This is a genomic window from Vibrio ichthyoenteri ATCC 700023 (assembly GCF_000222605.1).
GTDB lineage: Bacteria > Pseudomonadota > Gammaproteobacteria > Enterobacterales > Vibrionaceae > Vibrio > Vibrio ichthyoenteri.
In genome coordinates, this window is the sequence record NZ_AFWF01000275.1 from 1 (window position 1) to 18384 (window position 18384).

17 protein-coding genes and 1 tRNA gene are annotated in these 18384 nt (G+C 44.6%); 17 read left to right on the top strand and 1 reads right to left on the bottom strand.

All coding sequences use genetic code 11. The features are described from left to right. Positions 1 to 438: 438 nt before the first annotated feature. The 9 genes from RH85_RS18155 (at position 439) to luxS (ending at position 10888) form a co-directional block, all read left to right on the top strand. A complete protein-coding gene (locus RH85_RS18155) occupies positions 439 to 693 on the top strand; it encodes an oxaloacetate decarboxylase subunit gamma (RefSeq protein WP_039949326.1) in 255 nt (84 codons plus the stop codon). Between the two features lie 31 nt (positions 694 to 724). After that, complete coding sequence (gene oadA / locus RH85_RS18160; RefSeq protein WP_006714179.1) at positions 725 to 2503, top strand: sodium-extruding oxaloacetate decarboxylase subunit alpha; 1779 nt, start codon at positions 725 to 727, stop codon at positions 2501 to 2503. Between the two features lie 9 nt (positions 2504 to 2512). Then, the gene (locus RH85_RS18165; RefSeq protein ID WP_005593992.1) at positions 2513 to 3643 is read left to right on the top strand and encodes a sodium ion-translocating decarboxylase subunit beta; all 1131 of its coding nucleotides are present in this window, start codon (positions 2513 to 2515) and stop codon (positions 3641 to 3643) included. A 137-nt stretch (positions 3644 to 3780) separates the two neighbouring features. Next, on the top strand, positions 3781 to 4731 hold the full coding sequence (locus tag RH85_RS18170) for an NADP-dependent oxidoreductase (RefSeq protein ID WP_006714180.1): 951 nt from the start codon (positions 3781 to 3783) through the stop codon (positions 4729 to 4731). Then, positions 4725 to 5186 carry a YqaA family protein gene (locus RH85_RS18175; protein ID WP_006714181.1) on the top strand — a complete coding sequence of 154 codons (462 nt, stop codon included), beginning with the start codon at positions 4725 to 4727 and terminating at the stop codon, positions 5184 to 5186. Before RH85_RS18170 ends, RH85_RS18175 begins: the two co-directional genes overlap by 7 nt. Positions 5187 to 5195: 9 nt before the next feature. After that, positions 5196 to 8054, top strand: a complete 2859-nt coding sequence (locus tag RH85_RS18180; protein WP_006714182.1) for a M16 family metallopeptidase — start codon at positions 5196 to 5198, stop codon at positions 8052 to 8054. A 110-nt stretch (positions 8055 to 8164) separates the two neighbouring features. Then, the gene (gshA, locus tag RH85_RS18185) at positions 8165 to 9730 is read left to right on the top strand and encodes a glutamate--cysteine ligase (RefSeq protein WP_006714183.1); all 1566 of its coding nucleotides are present in this window, start codon (positions 8165 to 8167) and stop codon (positions 9728 to 9730) included. Between the two features lie 10 nt (positions 9731 to 9740). Continuing rightward, the gene (locus RH85_RS18190) at positions 9741 to 10352 is read left to right on the top strand and encodes a transglycosylase SLT domain-containing protein (RefSeq protein ID WP_006714184.1); all 612 of its coding nucleotides are present in this window, start codon (positions 9741 to 9743) and stop codon (positions 10350 to 10352) included. Positions 10353 to 10369: 17 nt separating this feature from the next. Then, the gene (luxS, locus tag RH85_RS18195; RefSeq protein ID WP_006714185.1) at positions 10370 to 10888 is read left to right on the top strand and encodes an S-ribosylhomocysteine lyase; all 519 of its coding nucleotides are present in this window, start codon (positions 10370 to 10372) and stop codon (positions 10886 to 10888) included. 81 nt (positions 10889 to 10969) lie between these two features. Here luxS and RH85_RS18200 read toward each other — a convergent pair whose 3' ends face one another. After that, positions 10970 to 11446 (bottom strand): RDD family protein, encoded by a 477-nt coding sequence (locus RH85_RS18200; RefSeq protein WP_006714186.1) that lies wholly within the window; start codon positions 11444 to 11446, stop codon positions 10970 to 10972. A gap of 190 nt (positions 11447 to 11636) precedes the next feature. On the opposite strand from RH85_RS18200, the gene RH85_RS18205 reads away from it, so the two are divergent. From RH85_RS18205 to RH85_RS18240, 8 genes are all read left to right on the top strand, one after another. After that, positions 11637 to 11721: transfer RNA gene (locus tag RH85_RS18205), tRNA-Leu, on the top strand. A 153-nt stretch (positions 11722 to 11874) separates the two neighbouring features. Then, entirely contained in the window at positions 11875 to 12588 is a 714-nt protein-coding gene (locus RH85_RS18210; RefSeq protein ID WP_006714187.1) for a trypsin-like peptidase domain-containing protein, read from the top strand. Positions 12589 to 13066: 478 nt separating this feature from the next. Continuing rightward, positions 13067 to 13372, top strand: a complete 306-nt coding sequence (locus RH85_RS18215) for a PTS sugar transporter subunit IIB (protein ID WP_006714188.1) — start codon at positions 13067 to 13069, stop codon at positions 13370 to 13372. 104 nt (positions 13373 to 13476) lie between these two features. Further along, positions 13477 to 14808: a PTS sugar transporter subunit IIC gene (locus RH85_RS18220; RefSeq protein ID WP_006714189.1), complete on the top strand. Its 1332-nt coding sequence runs from the start codon at positions 13477 to 13479 to the stop codon at positions 14806 to 14808. A 44-nt stretch (positions 14809 to 14852) separates the two neighbouring features. Beyond that, positions 14853 to 15161 carry a PTS lactose/cellobiose transporter subunit IIA gene (locus tag RH85_RS18225; protein ID WP_006714190.1) on the top strand — a complete coding sequence of 103 codons (309 nt, stop codon included), beginning with the start codon at positions 14853 to 14855 and terminating at the stop codon, positions 15159 to 15161. A 12-nt stretch (positions 15162 to 15173) separates the two neighbouring features. Beyond that, positions 15174 to 16496, top strand: coding sequence for a 6-phospho-beta-glucosidase (locus RH85_RS18230; RefSeq protein ID WP_006714191.1), 1323 nt, complete (start codon positions 15174 to 15176; stop codon positions 16494 to 16496). 37 nt (positions 16497 to 16533) lie between these two features. Then, positions 16534 to 17268 carry a chitin disaccharide deacetylase gene (gene chbG, locus RH85_RS18235; RefSeq protein ID WP_006714192.1) on the top strand — a complete coding sequence of 245 codons (735 nt, stop codon included), beginning with the start codon at positions 16534 to 16536 and terminating at the stop codon, positions 17266 to 17268. A 108-nt stretch (positions 17269 to 17376) separates the two neighbouring features. Further along, positions 17377 to 18375, top strand: a complete 999-nt coding sequence (locus tag RH85_RS18240; RefSeq protein ID WP_006714193.1) for a LacI family DNA-binding transcriptional regulator — start codon at positions 17377 to 17379, stop codon at positions 18373 to 18375. Positions 18376 to 18384: the final 9 nt, after the last annotated feature.

Consider the following 18384-nt stretch of genomic DNA (forward strand, 5'->3'; position numbering starts at 1 on the left):
TTCTAAAGCCTCGCAGAAATGCGGGGCTTTTTTATTAACAAAATCTTATCATTTTGTTTACCCTCCATATACAACCTATTGTTTTGAAAGAATTTATTTCAGAATTTTTAAGCCTATCGCAGCAAGTATTCGGTAATTGGAATAACGTTAGATAATAAGTAGTTATTTATTCTTTTTGACGGATATATTTCAGCTTTATGTGATTTGTGTGACGAATATTTCCCTAGAAATGTGCTTTATCGTGAAGACTGCTTTAAACAAAATTGACAAAGTTTAACCAATCGAGATAATCCTAGACCTCTTGTCGGGATCAATGAATGCATTTTCGACAATAGATTGCACCTAGATGTGCTTAGTTGCATAAGCAGTAAGGTTCGATACAGCCCAAGAAATTACACTGCTTAGGCTATTGTCAGGATGACAAAGAAAGGACGCGAAATGGACACTATTGGAAGCCAACTATTTGATGCTGCCACTCTCATGATAACGGGGATGTCGGTAGTCTTTATTTTCCTCACTATTCTCGTATATCTTGTTCGGTTAATGTCTAAATTAGTACCGGAAGAGGTACCAGAGCCGATCTCTGCCCCCAAACAAAATAAAAAAGTTCAATCATCTTCAGCTGTAAGCCCACAGGTAGCGGCGGCAATTTCCGCTGCGGTACACCAGTACCGTACCTCGACCGCGAAATAGCATAAAAAGGATTTAAAAGGAGTTAATGAGCATGTCTAAACCACTAGCTTTAACCGATGTGGTACTTCGTGACGCCCATCAATCGTTATTTGCAACGCGTATGCGCATTGAAGATATGTTACCGATTGCCGCTGAGCTGGATAAAATTGGTTACTGGTCTTTAGAAACTTGGGGTGGAGCAACGTTCGATGCGTGTATCCGTTTCTTGGGTGAAGATCCATGGGAGCGCTTGCGTGAACTAAAAAAAGCAATGCCGAACACACCAATGCAAATGCTACTGCGTGGTCAGAACCTTTTGGGTTACCGTCACTATGCTGACGACGTGGTTGAAAAATTTGTTGAACGCGCACATGCCAACGGTATGGATGTTTTCCGTATTTTTGATGCGATGAATGATGTGCGTAACTTCCAAAAAGCCGTTAAAGCGACAGTGGACGTTGGTGCGCATGCTCAAGGAACACTTTCTTATACGACCAGTCCTGTTCATACGATTGAGACTTGGGTCGATCTTGCGAAGCGCCTAGAAGATCTTGGCTGTCATTCTTTATGTATTAAAGACATGTCTGGACTGCTACGTCCTTATGAAGCAGAGGAACTCATTACACGTATTAAAGCGTCTTGTGACGTGCCGTTAGCCCTGCATTGTCATGCGACGACCGGTCTTTCGACTGCTACCGCAGTTAAAGCGGTTGAAGCGGGCATTGATATTCTCGATACCGCAATCTCTTCAATGAGTTGTACCTATGGTCATACGCCAACGGAAACCGTTGTTGCGATGCTACAAGGCACTGAGCGTGACACTAATTTAGATTTAGAGCAGCTTGAGCCAATTGCGGCTTACTTCCGTGAAGTACGTAAAAAATACGCGAAATTTGAAGGCAAAATGAAGGGTGTGGATTCGCGCATTCTGATTGCTCAAGTGCCGGGTGGAATGCTAACCAATATGGAAGCTCAGTTGAAAGAGCAAGGCGCTGCCGATCGCATGGATGAAGTACTCGAAGAAATCCCTCGCGTGCGTCAAGATTTAGGTTACATCCCATTGGTAACGCCAACATCGCAAATTGTTGGTACTCAAGCGGTGATCAACGTTCTAACTGGCGAACGTTACAAGAGCATCACCAAAGAAACGGCGGGTGTCTTAAAAGGCGAATACGGCGCGGCTCCAGCGCAAGTCAATGCTGAGCTACAGGCTAAAGTGCTAGATGGCGCAGAGCCTGTGACTTGTCGTCCTGCTGATTTACTAAAAGCAGAACTGCATACCTTGACTGACGATCTTTTGATTAAAGCGAAGGAAGACGGTATTTCTCTTGCTGAAGATACCGTAGACGATGTACTGACTTACGCTTTGTTCCCACAAGTTGGCCTTAAGTTCCTGAAGAATCGCCGTAATCCAGAAGCATTTGAACCAGCACCTGGCAATGAACCTGTTGCCGTTGCTCCAGTGGCTGCGCCGGCACAAGGTGGTATTGAAACTTATAGCGTTAAGGTTGATGGCCAAGTGTACGATGTTGAAGTTGGTCCTCAAGGCCAATTGAAGTCGGTTGCGCCGAGTGCTGCATCAGCTAACGCTGCACCGGCGGCCGCACCAGTTGGGGATGCAGAAGCGGTACCAGCACCATTGGCAGGCAACATCTTTAAAGTGAATGTACAAAGTGGCTCAGAAGTCGCTGAAGGTGATGTATTGCTGATTCTTGAAGCAATGAAGATGGAAACTGAAGTCCGCGCAGCACGTGGCGGTATCGTACAAGATCTTCATGTTAAAGAAGGTGATTCAGTTGTTGTTGGCTCGCCGCTACTAAGCTTAGCGTAAGGGAGTACCATGGAAGGATTATTGACTCTCTGGGCAGAAACCGGCATTGCTAATTTTGAGTTTGGTCAGCTGTGTATGATCGCAGTTGGCTGTACTCTGCTGTATTTAGCCATTCGTAAGGGGTTTGAACCCTTACTGTTGTTACCGATTGGTTTCGGTGCCATTTTGGCAAATATCCCCAATGCAGGCTTTACCGAGCCAGGCGGCATGCTTTACTACATCTACTATTTGGGTATCGATACGGGCATATTCCCGTTACTTATCTTTATGGGTGTAGGGGCAATGACGGACTTTGGTGCTCTGATCGCTAACCCAAAAACGTTATGGTTAGGTGCTGCGGCTCAGTTTGGTATTTTCGCTACCTTGTTTGGGGCGATATTACTTAACTATATTCCTGGGATGGAATTTACCATGCCGGATGCTGCATCGATTGCCATTATTGGTGGTGCTGATGGCCCAACGGCGATCTTCCTCGCCAGTAAGCTGTCACCAGACTTGCTCGGGGCGATTGCTGTTGCAGCCTATAGCTATATGGCTTTAGTACCGATCATTCAACCACCGATCATGAAAGCATTGACGACCCCAGAAGAGCGTAAAATTAAAATGGCTCAACTGCGTCACGTAGGTAAAACAGAAAAGATCCTGTTTCCTCTTGCTGTCTTGATGATGACCATTTTGTTCCTACCATCAGCAACACCACTTGTGGGTATGTTCTGTCTTGGCAATTTAATGCGTGAAGCCGGTGTGGTGGATCGTTTGTCTAAGACGGCACAAAATGAGTTGATCAATATCGTGACCATTTTTCTTGGTCTCGGTGTTGGCTCTAAGCTGCAAGCGGAAGAGTTTTTGAACTTAGAAACGCTGGGTATCTTAGGCTTAGGTGCGGTGGCATTTAGTATCGGTACGGCCGGTGGTGTCTTAATGGCAAAACTGTTGAATAAGTTCTCCAAAGAAGACATTAACCCATTGATTGGCGCTGCGGGCGTTTCTGCGGTACCAATGGCGGCGCGTGTGGTCAACAAAGTTGGTCTGGAAGCAAATCCACAAAACTTTTTGCTGATGCACGCGATGGGGCCAAACGTTGCAGGTGTGCTTGGTTCTGCGGTTGCAGCGGGTATATTGTTGGCTCTAGTTGGCTAGAACCCACTCTAAGTGGCTGATCATTTAGGTAATAACTTGGTTAAATTGCGATCAAGTGGTTAACTAAAGCAAAGCAAATGTTATATATTCAAGGGATGCTTCGGCATCCCTTTTTACATCAATAAGGATTAGTTGATATGGAAAACAAACAGATTGTCATCCCACAGTTTGGTGAGCCAAACGTGCTGAGCATTCAACAAGCCGAGCGACCTAGTGCTAATGTTGGTGAAGTGGTAATCAAAGTTGCGTTTGCAGGTATCAATCCCATTGATGTAAAAACACGAGCAGGTTTAGGCTGGGCGGCGGCGCAGAATAAAGGAAATTTACCTTGGGTACTCGGTTATGACATTTCAGGGGAAGTGATTGAGTGTGGTTTGGGGGTTGAACGCTTAGACGTTGGCGACAAAGTGGCTGGATTTATTGGTTTTCCACTACAAGGTGGTGGATATAGCCAATATATATCGGTTGCAGAGAGCGTCTTGAGTGTGGTGCCCGACGCAGTGACGCTTGAAGCTGCCGCTGCATTACCTCTCGCGGGACAAACCGCCGTACAAGCGCTTGATAAAGTCTCAGTGCAAGAAGGAGAGCGAGTACTTATTCTTGCGGGTGCCGGAGGCGTAGGGCATATTGCGGTGCAATTAGCGGTGGCGGCAAAAGCCGAAGTCTTTACCACTTGTAGTGAGGCTAATTTGGATTATCTCGCGACGCTGGGAGCTCATGCGGTCAACTACCGATTCTCTCCTGTCTCTGAACGAGTAGAAGAAGCGGATGTATTAATTGACCTTATTGGGGGCGATGCTGCGTTAGATGCCCTGAAATGCTTGAAAGATGGAGCAAGAGTGGTAACGCTTCCAACGTTAAGTGCAGAGCTGATTTGCGAGAAAGCTCAATTATTAGGTTTTGATGCGACCGGTATGTTGGTTGATCCTAATCCGCAACAACTCGATACCATGCTGTATATGGTGAGTATCGGTTTGTTGAAAACAGAAATTTATCAAATCTACCCAATGGATAAGGTAGTTGAAGCCCACAAACAGATGGAAACAGGGCATACACGAGGTAAGATTTTGTTGGATATGCAATGCTAGAAACGTTTAATTCCGCGTTTCACACCTTCGCATTATGGTTTTCTGATTCGGCCCTTTGGGTATTGTTTTTTAGTGGTTTTTTAAGTGCGACATTGTTACCTGGAGGTTCGGAGGCTGGACTGATTGCAACCCTCAGCCTTAATCAATATACGCCAAGCATTGTTATTTTAGTGGCGACTATCGGTAATACACTTGGCGGTTTAACCAACTATTGGCTAGGACTCTGGTTACCTAATCGAACTCAAAATGAAAAACATGGTCATAAAGCCATACAGTGGCTACAAAAATACGGTTATTGGTCATTGTTTTTTAGTTGGTTGCCGGTCATTGGTGATCCTTTATGTTTAGCGGCTGGGTGGGTACGGATGCGCTTTTTGCCCGTGTTTTGGCTTATTTTGATTGGCAAAGCATTTCGATACTCCCTTCTTACCGCTCTTTATTACGGTTTTTTCTAAGGAAATACGATGAAGAAATTTTTACTGGGTGCGCTTTCTCTTGCCACATTGGCTGGCTGCACCTCAAATATCGACTATTCCGTACCGTTTTTCTCTTCCTTGCCTGCGGGCGTCACACTCATTGAAGAGGTTGATTCCGTCGCGGGTAAAGCAACCATCCCATACAGTAAATATAAGCTCGATAACGGTCTTACCGTTATCTTAACGCCAGATCACTCTGATCCATTGGTGCATGTTGATGTTACCTATCATGTAGGTTCCGCACGTGAAGAGATTGGTAAGTCGGGTTTTGCCCACTTCTTTGAACACATGATGTTTCAAGGTAGCGAGCATGTTGGTGATCAAGAGCATTTCCGTTTAATCACTGAGGCGGGTGGCACACTAAACGGTACCACGAATCGTGATCGCACCAATTATTTTGAAACGGTGCCTGCTAATCAATTGGAAAAAATGTTGTGGCTTGAGTCTGACCGCATGGGTTTTTTACTTGATGCGGTTTCACAACGAAAATTTGAAATTCAGCGTGATACAGTGAAAAACGAACGCGCACAGAACTTCGACAACCGCCCTTATGGTTTGATATGGGAGAAAATGAGTGAAGCGATGTACCCTGAAGGTCATCCATATTCATGGCAAACCATTGGGTACGTAGATGATCTTGATCGTGTTGATGTGAATGACCTTAAGGCATTTTTCCTGCGTTGGTACGGGCCAAATAATGCGGTATTGACCATCGGTGGTGATATCGATGTCGATCAAACGTTAGAGTGGGTAAATAAGTACTTTGGGTCTATTCCTGAAGGCCCTGCGGTAGAAGATGCGCCTAAGCAACCTGCATCCCTAAACCAAGACAAATACATCACTTTGGAAGATCGAATTCAACAACCGATGGTGGTTATTGGTTGGCCAACTCAATATCGCGGACATCAAGATGAAATGGCGCTTGATGCACTAGCTTCAACATTAGGTGATGGAGCCAATTCCTTGTTGTATCAAAAATTGGTGAAAACACAAAAAGCGGTAGATGCAGGGGCATTTCAAGACTGTGCTGAGCTGTCGTGTAATTTTTATGTTTATGCGATGGCGCCATCCGGCGAGCAAGGTCAGCTGCAACCTTTGTACAATGAAATGATGCAAGTATTGGCACAATTTGAATCTCAAGGTATTAGCCAAGAGCGTTTAGAGCAGATTAATGGCATGGCAGAAGCTGATGCGGTGTTTGCTCTGCAAAGTGTGAAGGGGAAAGTGAGTCAGTTGGCTTCCAATGAAACCTTCTATGGCGAACCGGATCGTCTGCAATCTCAATTAGCAAGCATTCGCGCTATCACGGCAGATTCTGTGATGGCGGCTTATAAGCAATACATCAACGGCCATCATAAAGTGACGTTAAGCGTTGTGCCGAGAGGCAAACTTAACTTTGCTGTCGCTCCGAGTAACTTTGTAACGCCACCGCGCCAATTGCCGGAATACCAAAAAATCACCGAAGCGCAACTTGATTATCGCCGAGCAAGCGATGATTTCGATCGTAACTTGATGCCGCAGGTTGCTGAACCTGTAAAAGCGCAAATGCCATCGTTATATCGAGTTTTCTTCGATAATGGTGTCGAACTACTGGGAACAGTAACGGATGAAACGCCAACCATCGAGATGGATATACGCTTTCCTGCAGGAGAGCGCTATGTTACTCAAGGTAAAGAAGGTTTAGCGAATTTAACAGCGGCGATGCTGCAAGAAGGAACGCTTGATTCAACACTTGAGCAGCTACAAGCTCGTTTGGATAAAATAGGCAGCCATGTGTCGATTAGTGCGGGCAGTTATACCTCCACAGTTTCGATTTCTAGCTTAGAGAAGTACTTGCCACAAACTTTGGCGATTGTTGAAGAGGTTTTGTCTAAGCCGGCATTTCGTGAACAGGACTTTGCTCGCGTGAAGCAACAAATGCTGGAAGGCGTAGTATATCAGCATCAAAAACCAAGCTGGCTTGCATCTCAAGCAACCCGTCAGGTGTTGTTTGCAGACTCAATTTATCAGCGTGCCAGTGATGGAACCGAAGAATCAGTTAAATCTCTCACATTGGATGATGTGAAAGCCTTCTATCGCAAACAATATACGCCGCAAGGTACTCAGATTGTCGTAGTTGGTGATATCAGACAAAGAGATCTTACCGAGCAATTAAGCTTCATTGACGACTGGCATGGTGAGCCCGCGCCGTTGTTAAGACCGCAACTTATCAAGGCGGTTGAGGGGCAATCGATTTATTTAGTTGATAAACCAGGAGCGCCACAAAGTATTGTGCGTATGGTGCGTCAAGGCTTACCGTTTGATGCGACAGGTGAGGTTTTTCTTACTCAACTAGCCAACTTTAACCTAGCGGGTAATTTCAATAGTCGATTGAATCAAAACCTACGCGAAGACAAAGGCTACACTTATGGGGCGAGTGGGTATCTTGCCGCTAATCGAGAGGTAGGCGCTGTTGTTTTTTCTGCCCAAGTACGTGCGGACGCGACCGTTGATTCGATTAAAGAAATGCAAAAAGAGTTGGCGACATACAGTCAATCGGGAATGACGGAACAAGAGCTGGCGTTTTTACGTTTAGCGGTCGGTCAGCAAGATGCGTTAAAATATGAAACACCATCGCAGAAAACGCGTTTGTTAGGCAGCATCTTGTCCTACAGTCTAGATGACAACTACCTTCAGCAAAGAAATGAGATAGTCGAGCGTGTTGATAAAGACACTCTTAACTCACTTGCGAAGAAATGGTTTGAGCCGGGTGACTACCAAATTATTGTGGTGGGGGATGCGGAACGCTTGAAACCACAATTGGAATCATTACAGATTCCAGTTAAAGAACTTGAAATTGTCCGTTAGAGGACACATAAAGAGTGGATACGTCGCGTGGCAGTCCTTGCCGCGCGCCAGAATTTATTAAGCCAGTTCTCGTATTTATACGCAGAACAATGAACATAGGCGATCCCATTTTGACAGATTTTGCTGCGCGATTAGAGCGAGTGTCACGTAATCCTGAAGTATTTAAAACCTTCGGTCGTGGCGTGGAAAGAGAAACCTTGCGTTATAAGCAGGATGGTAAGCTTTCAACGACTCAGCACCCAGATGGATTGGGTTCAGCTTACGCAAACAAATGGATTACGACAGACTTTTCTGAATCACTACTTGAATTTATCACGCCAGTTTCTCGTGATATCGATACCTTAGTTGCTCAGTTAGAGGACATTCATCACTTCACTCAAACTCATCTTGGTGAAGAAAAAATGTGGCCTTTGTCGATGCCTTGCTATGTTGGCGATGAGCAAGATATTAATCTCGCGCAATACGGCAGTTCAAACTCAGGTAAAATGAAAACGTTATACCGTGAGGGGCTTAAGCGCCGTTACGGCAGCCTGATGCAAATTATCTCAGGTGTACACTTTAACTTTTCTTTCCCAGAAACGTTTTGGGATCAGTTGTATGGCGAACAAGATGAAGCGGCGCGTCAAGCGACCAAGTCGGATGGTTACTTTGCCTTAATTCGTAACTACTACCGCTTTGGTTGGTTGATTCCGTTCTTCTTTGGTGCGTCACCGGCATTATGCCCATCGTTTATTAAAGGGCGTGATACGAAATTACCATTTGAAAACATCGGCCAAACGCTGTTTTTACCGCAAGCAACGTCACTGCGTTTAAGTGATTTAGGTTATACCAATAGTGCGCAAAGCGTATTGCAAATCGGCTTCAATAGTATCGAGCAATATCTTGAGGGGTTAAACAGTGCGATTCGTACTCCTTCAGAAGAGTTTGCTGAAATTGGCGTCAAAGTCGATGGTGAATACCGCCAGCTAAACAGTAATGTGCTGCAAATTGAAAATGAGCTTTATGCACCGATCCGACCTAAGCGTGTCGCTAAAGAGGGTGAAAAACCATCAGAAGCACTGACCCGTGGTGGCGTGGAATACATTGAAGTTCGCTCATTGGATGTGAACCCATACAGCTCGATTGGTTTGGATAAAGATCAAATTCGTTTTCTTGATTTGTTCCTAGCATGGGCTGCTCTGACTGATTCTGATCCGATGGATTTTTGTGAACAAGCTTGTTGGCGAGAAAATTGGAATAAAGTGATCGTAGAAGGTCGCAAAGTGGGTCTTGAGCTGCAAATTGGCTGCAAAGGCGAAACCTTGACGTTGCAAGAGTGGGCGAAACGCGTGTTTGCAGAACTCACTGAAGTTGCAGTCCAAATGGATGCGGCATTAGGCGGTAATGAATATCAAGCCGTATGCGACAAGCTTCTTTCTTGGGTTGATAACCCTGAGCTGACGATTTCCGGTCAACTGCTAGAAGACACCAAGCGTTTAGGCGGTTTGGGTGGTTTAGGTTGTGCTTTTGGTAAGCAGTACCGTGAAGAGCATCTAGCTCACCAATATGGTTACTACAACCAAGAAAAAATGGAACAAGAGGTGATGCGATCCCGTGAAGCTCTAGCCGCTCAAGAAGCGTCAGACACGGTTGGTTTCGATCAATTTCTAGAAGACTACTTCGCCTACCTAAAATAAAGCAGTCATTATGCACAAAGAAAGGATTCTCAAACTGGCGCTACTGATTGGCGTAACTAGCCTTGCTGGCTGCGCCACACCGCCACCTGCCAATCAAAGTAATATCTGTTCGATTTTCCGTGAAAATCCTAGTTGGTATGATGATGCTGTGGATATGCAAGAAGAGTGGGGGACTCCCATTAATATCGCCATGGCGTTTGTGAAGCAAGAAAGTAGCTTCCGTCATGATGCTAGACCACCAAAAGATTACCTGTTAGGGTTTATTCCTTGGGGGCGAGTGAGCAGCGCCTATGGCTACGCTCAAGCGCAAGATCCTGCATGGGAAGACTTTCAAAAAGCAACCCGACACGGTGGATCACGAACCAGTTTTGATGATTCGCTGATGTTTATTGGTTGGTACACCAGTGAAACCCAAAAGCAATTGGGGATTTCAAAATGGGACCCTTACAATCAATATCTGGCTTATCACGAAGGTCGTGGTGGTTATAAGCGTAAAACCTACCAAGCGAAACCCTCATTGATAAAAGTCGCTCGTCGAGTAGAGCAACAAGCAAAGGATTACGGTTGGCAACTTAAACAATGCCGCCAAGAGTTGGAAAACAATAGAAGCTGGTTTTTCTAGCCAGCAGGAGAAGGACAATGCCACTACTAGATAGCTTTACCGTTGATCATACTCGCATGCATGCACCAGCAGTTCGCGTTGCGAAAACCATGACGACGCCAAAAGGTGACACCATTACTGTGTTTGATTTGCGTTTTACTGCGCCAAACAAAGACATCCTGTCGGAAAAAGGAATTCATACTCTAGAGCACCTTTATGCAGGCTTTATGCGTAATCATCTTAATGGCGAATTCGTTGAAATTATTGATATTTCACCAATGGGTTGCCGCACGGGTTTTTACATGAGTTTGATCGGCACACCGAGCGAGCAGCAGGTTGCGACAGCATGGTTAGCCGCTATGGCAGATGTGTTAACGGTTGAGAGCCAGAACAAGATCCCTGAGTTGAATGAGTATCAGTGTGGTACGGCGGCAATGCACTCACTTGAAGAGGCGAAGCAGATTGCTCAAGCAATTATCGCAGCCGGTATTTCAGTGAATAAGAATGATGATCTTGCGCTTCCGGCTGAAATGTTGAATGAGCTTCGTGTCGATTAAGCGATAGCCGTTTGATTTGATAAAGAAAAAGGAAGGCATCGGCCTTCCTTTTTTGTTTCTCATTTTCTATCGCACGAACCGCTACTGTGCTTTAGGCAGAACGATGACTTGGGTTTTGGCCCAAATGTCATGGAACGCTCTTTTTTTCGGGTCGAGTGGTACGGCGAGGTTGGCCAAACCAAAACCGGAAGTGGCTAGGCGAATTAATGCTTGCGTTACCGTGATACGGCCGCCGTCCAAATTACGAACTTGTAGCTTCCAAGCACGCATGCCAAGCGTTTGTCCTGCGCGAGTCCAGAAGAACACAAAAAAATACACCCACACCGCCGCTAGGTAGAAGGTGAAAATAGGGCTCCAGATAGGGTTGTTAGACAAGAAGTCACCAATGTCTGCGTAAGGAGCTATGTTGATGAGGTTCAACGCCATTAAGGCTTGTAGAGCTGCCACTACGATACCCGCTGCCATCATCTCAATTGCGATAATAATCAGACTATCATAGAAAAGCGCACCTAAGCGTCGCATTAAGCCTGCTGGTGGAAGTGGCTGATGGTTAGTCATAATGGGTTCTCAAACTGTAAAATAGGCGTCAGGATAATGTTTCAAACGGCTTGTGAAAAGAGAGCTTGCGCACAGCTTGGTGCTTTGTGGTGAAATTATCAGCAAACGGTTGGTAATTCAGTTTTTTACGCTTGCACCACGCGCGTTGTTACGTATAATGCCAAACATCGAAAGGCAATAGCCTCAAGATGCCGGTATGGTGAAATTGGTATACACGACGGATTCAAAATCCGTTGCCTTCGGGCGTGGCGGTTCAAGTCCGCCTACCGGTACCATATTTAAATGACAAAGCCTCGACGAAAGTCGGGGCTTTGTTGTATCTGCGTTCTGAAATTGATCTCCTACTTCAAAAAGTCGTCCAACTCCCTTGTTGATATATAAATCAGTAACTACATTTTGGTTATGATCAACAAACGAGTCTGTGTTCGATGTTTCGTCTTCAATCGTGGTTGTTAGTCTTTTCTGCTTTGTTTATTCAGGGCTGCGCGGGATCGAGTTCATTGTTGGATTACGCTACTGGTGATGATCCCTATGTGAACTATTTGCCTGTTGAGATTCCTTCCGTGGTTGGTGCTCATGGTACCAGCGTTCCGTTAACTCCTGATCTCAGTCTCACGGCAAAACATGTTGCGAAATTTTATGCGAGTAAGGTGGTATCGCTCCATCCATACTGTGATTTAGCATTAATCGAACAAGATAATCGAGATAAGCCATTCCCGAACTTAGGTGTTGTGTATTCTTCTCAAACGGTCACAACCGTGGGTAAAAATACGGCGGGTCGCTCCTTAACAGGTCAAGGGAAGTACTATCGAGATATTTATTTACCTGGTCATGATTTATTTAAACAATGCCCAGCGAGCCTTGCTGATGCCCCGGTGCAGTCTGGTATGAGTGGTGGTGGTGTTTACAATGACAATACCGAGCTTGTTGGCATCATCTCGGCAAAGGCATATGAAGTACAATTGACGGATGGAAGTGTCGTCGGAACCGACCGAATTACGCTTTTTGTGCCTTTACTGTATGCGCGCTATTGGCTCTTCAAGCAGTTGGATGATTATTATGCTGAGCTTCCTCCATTAGATCCCCAAAACAAGCCAATTCCGTCATCAGCATTTTTAATGGATCTGCAAACCATCAAATAATGTTCATGGTTAGTTATTTGAAGTGCAGGGTGAACACCTCTATCTTCGGTTGATATCTCGCATAGATAAAAATAAAGTGAATTGTGCATATTATAAATCGCTGCTCTACGTCTAACTTTACCTTCTTGATGAAACAAATTATTAATCTGATATCTTAAATAGGCCATTGTGTTTCTTTTAATGATAAACCTTCGGTTTCTTGCCCAACGCTTTAATTAAATTAACTTTGAAAACGGTATGACTAACTAAGATCTAATCAAATCTATGTTCATTTATTTTTCAATATAAATAGCTTTTATAAATGACATTAATTCTCACCTATGGCGATTGCTGGCCAATTTAGTCTCTCATCTTTAAGCCTTACTTCATAAAATGGGATTTTGTTCACGCCTAATGCAATCGGTTGCGCTTTTTTGATCTGCTCATTTTTGCTACAGTTTTTGTGGGTTGATTCTAAATCAAATAAAGGAGCTGGATGATGAAGAAAATTTTGCTTTGTTGTAGTGCTGGTATGTCGACCAGCATGCTAGTTAAAAAGATGGAACAAGCAGCGGTTGCTCGTGGTATCGAGTGCCAAATCGAAGCGCTCGCGGTTAACGCATTTTCAGAAGCGATTAAAGAATACGATGTTTGCCTGCTTGGCCCTCAAGTGCGTTTTCAACTTGAAGAACTTAAGAAAACCGCAGATGAACACGGAAAGAACATTGCGGCTATTTCAATGCAAGATTATGGAATGATGAAAGGCGATGAGGTACTCACTCAAGCATTGAGCCTAATTGACTAACTTATTCATAATATAAGTTAAAAACAAATATAAATAAAAAGTGATGACATCATATTTAAATATATGGTGCGTGGCTTTTTGCGCCAAAAATAAGGATGGACACTATGAATCTTTATGATTCGATACTTGGTTTTGTCGAGAAATATATAGCACCACTTGCAGTTAAAGTAGGTAATCAACCACACGTCAGAGCAATGCGAGACGGCTTTATTGTTTCAATACCGTTTATTATTGTCGGTAGTTTTATTTTGATTTTTGCGTTTCCGCCATTTGACCCTGATACGCAAAACGCGTTTGGTCGAGCATGGTTGGATTTCGCCACTACGCATTTTGATACCATTATGATGCCATTCAATATGTCGATGGGGATCATGACGATCTTTATTACATTAGGTGTGGCTCATAGCTTAGCTAAAGCGCATAAAATGGATGGCATTACCAGTGCTGCCCTTGCGTTGATGTCCTATCTTTTAGTTGCGTCGCCGTTGTCTAACGGTGGTCTACCAACTCAGCATATGGGGGGAACCGGGGTCTTTACGGGGGTGTTATCAGCTTTTTTTGCGGTTGAGCTATACCGTTTCTTGAAAAAGCATAACGTTACGATTCGCATGCCCGATCAAGTACCGCCAGCGATCGCTCGCTCATTTGAAGTAATGATTCCGGTATTAGCGGTATTTTTGACTCTTTACCCATTGAGCATATTTGTTCAAGCCCAGTTTGACATGCTAATCCCTGATCTCATTCTTGAAGCGTTCAAACCGTTGGTGAGTGCTTCAAATTCACTGCCGGCAATTATTGGTGCTCTACTACTGTGTCAATTGCTTTGGTTTGCAGGTATTCACGGCGCTGCGATTGTGGTTGGTTTACTGTCGCCGATTTTCCTAACCAATATTGGCGCTAACACTGAAGCATTTATCGCTGGTGAGCCAATTCCAAATATCTTTACTCAACCATTCTGGGATTTTTATATCTTCCTTGGCGGTTCCGGTGCAACGTTTGCTCTAGTGCTGTTAATGGCATTTAGTCGCTCAGCACACCTTAAAAGTATTGGTCGAATGAGTGTCGTGCCGGGTTTCTTCCAAATTAATGAGCCAGTTATTTTTGGTACACCTTTGGTTTTAAACCCAACACTGTTCCTGCCGTTTTTACTTGTGCCTGTGATCAACGCGACGATCGCTTATTTCGCGGTTCATGCCGGGTTTGTAGGTATGGGAGTCGCAACGACGCCATGGACAACGCCGGCAATCATCGGTGCATCTTGGGGTAGTGGTTGGACATTTGCTCCGGTGCTCTTGGTGATTGGCTTGATGATTCTAGATATCTTCCTTTATCTACCATTCTTCAAAATGTTTGAGAAACAGGTGCTTGCAGAAGAGTTGCCTGTGGAAGAGAAGAAAACACAGCAGCAAGCTGACGGTCAAGGTGTGACCGCTTAATTGAAATTTTGTAAGTAATAAATACGTTTTTACCGGGAGGATTTATGGACCAAGAAATGGTTGTGATGGAAATTATTTGCAACGCAGGCGAAGCACGTAGCCTATGTTATGAGGCGTTGAAACTTGCTCGCAATAATGATTTTGACCGAGCACAAGAAAAGTTGGCACAAGGTAAAGAGTGTCTGAATAAGGCACACCTGACTCAAACGCAGCTTATTGAAGCTGATCAAGGGGAGGGGAAAGTGCCAATGACATTGGTTATGGTACACGCTCAAGATCACCTTATGACAACCATTCTTGCCCATGAAATGGCGACTGAAATGGTCGCTTTACATCAGAAGCTAGTGGCTTAATGGAGATTGAGTATGCCTAGAGGAGCCTTGAAGCTTGCCATCATTGGTGGTGGCAGCAGCTATACGCCGGAGCTTATTGAAGGTGTTTTAAAGCGCCGAGATTTTTTACCAGTGAGTGAAATTCACTTAGTGGATATTAATGAAGGAAAAGAGAAGCTTGATATTATCCACGCGTTAGCGACGAGAATGGTGGATAAAGTTGGAGCAAAGATCAAAATTACCGCCAGCACAAACCGTCGTGATGCGATTAAAGGCGCTGATTTTGTCATGACGCAATTTCGCGTTGGCGGTTTAAAAGCGCGAGCGAGTGATGAACGCATCCCATTAAAATATGACGTTATTGGTCAAGAGACGACAGGGCCTGGTGGCTTTGCTAAAGCTCTACGTACCATTCCGGTTATTCTTGAAATTTGTCGTGACATTGAAGAATTGGCACCCAACGCTTGGATGCTAAATTTTACTAACCCAGCAGGGCTAGTGTCGGAAGCAGTTAACAAACATACCAAGGTAAAAAGCATTGGTTTGTGTAACGTTCCCGTCTCCATGCGCATGATGGTGGCGGAGATGATGGAATGCCAGCCAGAAGAATTGCAGCTTGAATTTGCAGGCCTAAATCATTTGGTATGGATACTTAAAGCATGGCTCAATGGCGTCGATATCACCGAAACGGTACTCGAGAAAGTCGGTGATGGTGCCAACTTTAGCATGAAGAATATTTTTGAAGAGCCATGGGACCCTGATTTTCTTAGGGCGCTTGGGGCTATTCCATGTCCGTATCATCGTTATTTCTATCAAACAGACGCAATGCTTCAAGAAGAGAAAGAAAGTGCGAGTGAACAAGGTACTCGCGCTGAACAGGTAATTAAAACTGAAGCGTCGTTGTTCAAACTTTACCAAGATGTCAATCTTGATGTGAAGCCAAAAGAGTTGGAAGAAAGGGGAGGAGCCTACTATTCAGATGCTTCGCTTAACTTAGTTGATGGCATCTACAATAATCGTAACGGTATTCATGTTGTGAACGTCCCAAATAATGGGGCAATTAACACGCTTCCAGATGATGCTGTGATTGAATGTAGCGCTGTAATTGGTAACTGGGGCGCGAAACCTATTGCTATCGGAGATATGTCACCGAACGTTAAAGGTCTATTGCACCAAGTAAAAGCTTATGAACAGTTGGCGATTGAAGCGGCGGTTTATGGGGATTACGACAAAGCATTAATGGCGTTGGCGAATAACCCTTTGGTGCCAGATATTAAGCGTGCGAAAGCAATCCTTGACGACATACTTAGGGAAAATGCTGAGTACTTACCACAATTTAAGTTGACCACACTATAAGGTGTAGGCTTGCTTCAAAATAAAAGCTGAGGAAAAGATGAAGGTCATTTTTAATGCCGACGATTTTGGTCTAACAGAAGGTGTGAATAGCGGTATCGTGCAGGCTTTTCGTCGAGGCGTCGTTCGTTCAACAACGTTTATGGTTGATATGCCTGGTGAAGCGCATGCTGTCACTCTTGCTAAGCAAGTGCCTGAGTTAAAAGTTGGGCTTCACTTGCGTTTTACGGCAGGAAAGCCTCTTACCGGTCATAAATCATTGCTAGGTGATCATGGTCTTTTCCCGGCAATTTCTAGATTTTGGAGTAAGCAGGATTTTGATCCAGTTGAAGTGTATGACGAAGTTGTGGCGCAAGTTGAGCATTTTCTTAGCCTAGGTTTAACCTTGAGTCATATTGATGGTCACCATCATGCTCATACCCATCCACAGATTGCTCCTGCGGTCTATGAAGTGGCGAAGAAGTATCGAGTGCCACTGCGAGGAGTTGGCCTTGCTGGACAAGAAGAGTTTGGTTGTCGATATCATTTTACGGAGCAATTCTACGATACTCAGGTATCGGTAGAACATGCCAAGCAATTGATGTTAGAGCATGAGCAAAACTGCGATGTGCTGGAAGTCATGTGCCATCCTGCGATTGTGGATGCTCAGTTACGTTCCATGAGCAGTTACCTCGCGCAGCGAGAGCATGAGCTAGCCACATTGTCGGCACCAGAATTTATCGCCTTTTTAAAACAGCGTGATATCCAAGTCACGGATTATTCCGTATTGACTTAGTCGTAGCATCTTCCCTGTGTATCATGACAGCTGTCAGTTTCAGTTCCCCCCTAACGTTTAGTTACTGACAGCTTTTTTCTTTCTAATGTAATAGCTATTGAAGGTCATATGGCACGAATTAAAGATGTTGCTGCCTTAGCAGGCGTGAATCGTTCCACGGTTTCCAGAATCATTAACGGTGAAGGTAAATTTAGAGAAGAAACTCGCAAGAAAGTAGAGCAAGCGATGGCAGAACTGAACTATCGCCCTAGTGCGATTGCGCGTTCGCTTGCGACATCATCCAGCAATATGATGGGATTGTTGGTGACGTATTACACTGGGGGATTTTTTGGTGCGATGATGGAACAAGTTCAAAATGAACTTGATACCCATGATAAGTTTTTAATTACCGCTCAAGGTCACCATTCTAAACAGGGAGAAAGAGATGCGGTTGAACGTTTTCATGCACTGCGTTGCGATGGGTATATTTTGCATAGTCGCCATTTGAGTGATGAGGATATCTGTCAATTAGCACAACAACACCCACCGTTCGTTTTGTTAGATCGTGTTATTCCATCATTAGAAGAGCGTTGTATCCGCTTTAATCACCACAAAGCGAGTTCGATGGCTGTTGATCATCTACTGCAGCAAAACCATCGCATAATTGGTTGTATTAGCGGTCCAACTTGGCGTGAAAACAGTTTACAACGCAAGCAAGGCTACTTAGATACAATGGCGAAAGCTGGTGTTAGCGTGCCAGAATCGTGGTGTGAAGAGGGGAACTATGGTTCGCAAAGTGGTTATGATGCGACTAAAGCGTTGTTAACCCGACATCCCGAGCTAACCGCAATTTTTTCTTGTAGTGAGGAAATGACGGTTGGGGCAATGCAATATTTACATGAGCATGGCCTGAAGGTGCCTGAGAATATCTCGATTGTCAGCTTTGACAGTGTCGAACGTTGTAACGAGTTATATCCCGCAGTGACATCCGTTTGCTTCCCTATTCACGATATGGCCCAGTCGGCTGTGCAAGTTTTAATGGATCTTATTGCTGGTAACGAGGTGAGCAAAGTCCACGAATTCACCCCTAAGCTAGTGATTCGTAAGGCTGATCGCACCTTAATATAGGACTAAGAA

Excerpts from the sequence above, each read along its gene's own strand:
- RH85_RS18170 (WP_006714180.1), top strand. The coding sequence starts at position 3,781 with ATGGAAAACAAACAGATTGTCATCCCACAGTTTGGTGAGCCAAACGTG.
- RH85_RS18165 (WP_005593992.1), top strand. The coding sequence starts at position 2,513 with ATGGAAGGATTATTGACTCTCTGGGCAGAAACCGGCATTGCTAATTTT.
- RH85_RS18175 (WP_006714181.1), top strand. The coding sequence starts at position 4,725 with ATGCTAGAAACGTTTAATTCCGCGTTTCACACCTTCGCATTATGGTTT.
- RH85_RS18210 (WP_006714187.1), top strand. The coding sequence starts at position 11,875 with ATGTTTCGTCTTCAATCGTGGTTGTTAGTCTTTTCTGCTTTGTTTATT.
- RH85_RS18220 (WP_006714189.1), top strand. The coding sequence starts at position 13,477 with ATGAATCTTTATGATTCGATACTTGGTTTTGTCGAGAAATATATAGCA.
- RH85_RS18215 (WP_006714188.1), top strand. The coding sequence starts at position 13,067 with ATGAAGAAAATTTTGCTTTGTTGTAGTGCTGGTATGTCGACCAGCATG.
- RH85_RS18190 (WP_006714184.1), top strand. The coding sequence starts at position 9,741 with ATGCACAAAGAAAGGATTCTCAAACTGGCGCTACTGATTGGCGTAACT.
- RH85_RS18230 (WP_006714191.1), top strand. The coding sequence starts at position 15,174 with ATGCCTAGAGGAGCCTTGAAGCTTGCCATCATTGGTGGTGGCAGCAGC.
- luxS (WP_006714185.1), top strand. The coding sequence starts at position 10,370 with ATGCCACTACTAGATAGCTTTACCGTTGATCATACTCGCATGCATGCA.
- RH85_RS18155 (WP_039949326.1), top strand. The coding sequence starts at position 439 with ATGGACACTATTGGAAGCCAACTATTTGATGCTGCCACTCTCATGATA.
- chbG (WP_006714192.1), top strand. The coding sequence starts at position 16,534 with ATGAAGGTCATTTTTAATGCCGACGATTTTGGTCTAACAGAAGGTGTG.
- RH85_RS18180 (WP_006714182.1), top strand. The coding sequence starts at position 5,196 with ATGAAGAAATTTTTACTGGGTGCGCTTTCTCTTGCCACATTGGCTGGC.
- RH85_RS18240 (WP_006714193.1), top strand. The coding sequence starts at position 17,377 with ATGGCACGAATTAAAGATGTTGCTGCCTTAGCAGGCGTGAATCGTTCC.
- RH85_RS18200 (WP_006714186.1), bottom strand. The coding sequence starts at position 11,446 with ATGACTAACCATCAGCCACTTCCACCAGCAGGCTTAATGCGACGCTTA.
- RH85_RS18225 (WP_006714190.1), top strand. The coding sequence starts at position 14,853 with ATGGACCAAGAAATGGTTGTGATGGAAATTATTTGCAACGCAGGCGAA.
- oadA (WP_006714179.1), top strand. The coding sequence starts at position 725 with ATGTCTAAACCACTAGCTTTAACCGATGTGGTACTTCGTGACGCCCAT.